The sequence below is a fragment of the Bradyrhizobium sp. P2_E8 genome (assembly GCF_056403875.1).
This window is the reverse complement of sequence record NZ_JBFUES010000944.1, coordinates 1-2,861: the sequence shown is the minus strand read 5'-3', so window position 1 is coordinate 2,861 and position 2,861 is coordinate 1. Positions and strand designations below refer to the sequence as shown.

2 protein-coding genes are annotated in these 2,861 nt (G+C 65.2%); both read right to left on the bottom strand.

What is annotated here, in order from left to right; genetic code table 11:
• Positions 1–1,859 (bottom strand): AMP-binding protein (locus tag AC1D00_RS34710; RefSeq protein WP_477013788.1); only part of this gene is annotated, 1,859 nt, incomplete at its 3' end.
• Between the two features lie 43 nt (positions 1,860–1,902).
• Positions 1,903–2,709: an enoyl-CoA hydratase/isomerase family protein gene (locus tag AC1D00_RS34705; protein WP_477013787.1), complete on the bottom strand. Its 807-nt coding sequence runs from the start codon at positions 2,707–2,709 to the stop codon at positions 1,903–1,905.
• Positions 2,710–2,861: the final 152 nt, after the last annotated feature.

Below are 2,861 nucleotides of genomic sequence, written 5' to 3'. Positions count from 1 at the left end.
ATCACATCCTGATCCGGCTTGTCAGCATAGAGCCGCTCCACCAGCCCAGCCCGACGCTCCAGGCCGGCGCGCTGGTTGATGTAGCCTTTGTCGGTCAGCTCATTGCCGTCGATCGAGGGCGGCTCGACCATCAGCATGGCGCGCGCGATGATGCGGCTGCTGGCGCCTTCGCACTCCCTGTTGTGCGCTTCCAGACCGTGCCTGAAGCAGGCGATTACCTCGGGATGTTTCACGGCCTGCTCAAAGCTGAGATCGGGATTACCGACGAGCTGGCGGCAGGCATGCAGGTTCGGCCAGGCGAGCAGGCCGATGAAGGCGCGATCCTGCCCCGCGACCAGCGCGTCATGCACGACGGGCGTTGCGGCTGCGATGGTGTCGGTGCGGAGCGAGCCGACATGGACGAACGTGCCGGTGGTCAGCTTGAAGTCTTCGACGACGCGCCCGGCGAAGATGATGCCCTTCACCGGATCGGCGTCATCGACGAAGATGCCGGCATCGCCGATGCAGTAGAAGCCTTCCTCGTCGAACATCTTCCTGGTCAGCTCCGGCTGGCCGAAATAGCCGGGCGTGACGTTGACGCCGCGCAGGCGCAGCTCGTATTTCGAGCCGCACGGCACCATCTTCAATTCGACGCCGGGAAACGGCAGGCCGATCAGGCCGACGCGCTCGGTATCCCAATAGGTGCCGGTCGAGGTCGGCGCGGTCTCGGTCGAGCCCCAGCCGGTGTAGAACACGATGCGCTCGCCGGTGGTCTTCACCGCGAGGGCCTGCATGCGGTCGTAGAGATCGTCCGGCAGCCGTGCGCCGCCATAGGCCATGATCGACAGGTTCTTGAAGAAGGAGCGGCACAGCGCATCGTCCTTCTCCATGGCAGCGGCGAGCGCGGCATAGCCGGCGGGCACGTTGGCGTAATAGGTCGGCGAGATTTCGTGCAGATTGCGCAGCGTCTCCTCGAACTGGCCCGGCATCGGCCGGCCGTCGTCAATATAGAGCGTGCCGCCGTCGACCAGGATGGGATGGAACGCCGCATTACCGCCCATCGTGTGGTTCCACGGCATCCAGTCCAGCATGGTCGAGATCGGACCGCCCGGATCGCGCGGCCGCACCTGCATCATCATCGCCGCATTGGCGCACATCATGCGCTGCGTGTTGATGACGGCTTTCGGCATGCCGGTCGAACCGGACGTGAAGAGCAGCTTGCCGACGGTGTCGGGCGTGATTTTGTCAATCGACTCCGCGACGGCGGCGGTCACCGGCGTTGCCGCAAGCTCGGCAAAGCTGACGCCCTTGATGCCGTCGCAGGGACGCAAGACGTGGATCACGGTGACGCCGGTGAGATCGAGCGCTTTGAGTGCCTTCTCGAAGGTCGGCCCGTCCTGCACCATCACCACAGCCGGCTTGATCAGGTCGAACAGGTATTTCAGCTTGACGTGATCGTGGCTCATCAACGAGTAGGCCGGCGACACGGGAGCCGCCGGAACGCGCGCCTGCATCGCCGCCTGCGTCAGCAGCGCATGCTCGATCGAGTTGCCGGACAGGATCGTGACCGGGCGGCCATCGAGGCCGAGATTGAGCAGGCCTTGCGTCAGCGAATCCACGGTGCGCTTGGCGTCGCCGTAAGAGACCTTCCGCCATTCGCGGTTCGGGCCGCCGCGCTGGGCGAGCCAGACGCGCTCGGGTGCTTCCTTCGCCCATTTGGCGAGCGAGGCCGGTATGTGCCTCTCGTGAGGTTGCAGCGGAATGCGCGACTTCAGCACCACCGTGCCGTCGCCGCGGCGCTCGACGTCAATGTCGCGTGCCAGCCACTCGACCTTGCGAAAGGCGGGCTTCGTCATCACCGCCGCCGCGCTGCCACTCATTTTGCGTCTCCCGGAATTACTGTCCTTTGCGGATCTTCGTCGTTCAGCGCCTGATATAGACAGGCTTTCGCTTCTCAAGGAAGGCCCTGATGCCTTCCGAAAATTCCTCGGAGCGGCTGCACAGGACCTGGTTGCGGTCTTCCATCGCGATAACAGCTTCCAGCGATCCGGCATCGACGCTCATGTTGAGGCACTCTTTCGAGAGGCGCAGACCTACCGGCGAGGCCGTGATCATCGCATCGATGTAAGGCTCGGCCGCGTCATCGAGCTTGTCTTCGTCGACGACCTCGGAGACGAGACCGACCGCGAGCGCCCGCTCGGCGCCGATGAAGCGCCCCGTGAGGATCAGCTCGGAGGCGACGGAGACACCGACGAGGCGCGGCAGAAAATAGCTGGTGCCGATATCGCAGCCGCCAAGGCCGAGCTTGATGAAGGCGCAGTTCATCCGCGCCGATTTGGTCGCGATGCGGATGTCGGCCGCAAGCGCCAGCGCAAAGCCGCCGCCGGCCGCCGCGCCCTGCACCAGCGCCAGGATCGGTTGCGGACAGCGCCGCATCAGCATCACGATGTCGGCGATGCGCCGCTGCGAGTCCAGGGATTCGGTGACGCCGGGCGGCTCCTGCTGCCCGGCCCGGCGCGCCATCGCGGCCTTGAGATCGAGGCCCGCGCAAAAATTCTTGCCGGCGCCCTTCAGCACCACCACGCGCGTCTCGCGGTTGCGCTGCAGCCCCTGGAAATAGGTGTTGAGCGCATCGATCAGCGCGGGATCGAGCGCGTTGAGGCTGTCGGGACGATTGAGCGTCACCCGGTCGACGCCGTCGTCACGCTCGATCAGCAGCGGTTGGGACATGCGCGACTTCCTTCATCCGCAACAATGGTGCCGATTGCTGCGCCCTCCCCCCTTTTGGGAGAGGGCATGTACGTCGCTCGCCGCGCATTCGCTCGGGTGAGGGGTCTGCCTCCACAGGTGAGATCGCGGAGAGAACCCCTCATCCGTTGCGC

Coding starts and splice junctions, on each gene's coding strand:
- AC1D00_RS34705 (WP_477013787.1), bottom strand. CDS start 2,709: ATGTCCCAACCGCTGCTGATCGAGCGTGACGACGGCGTCGACCGGGTG.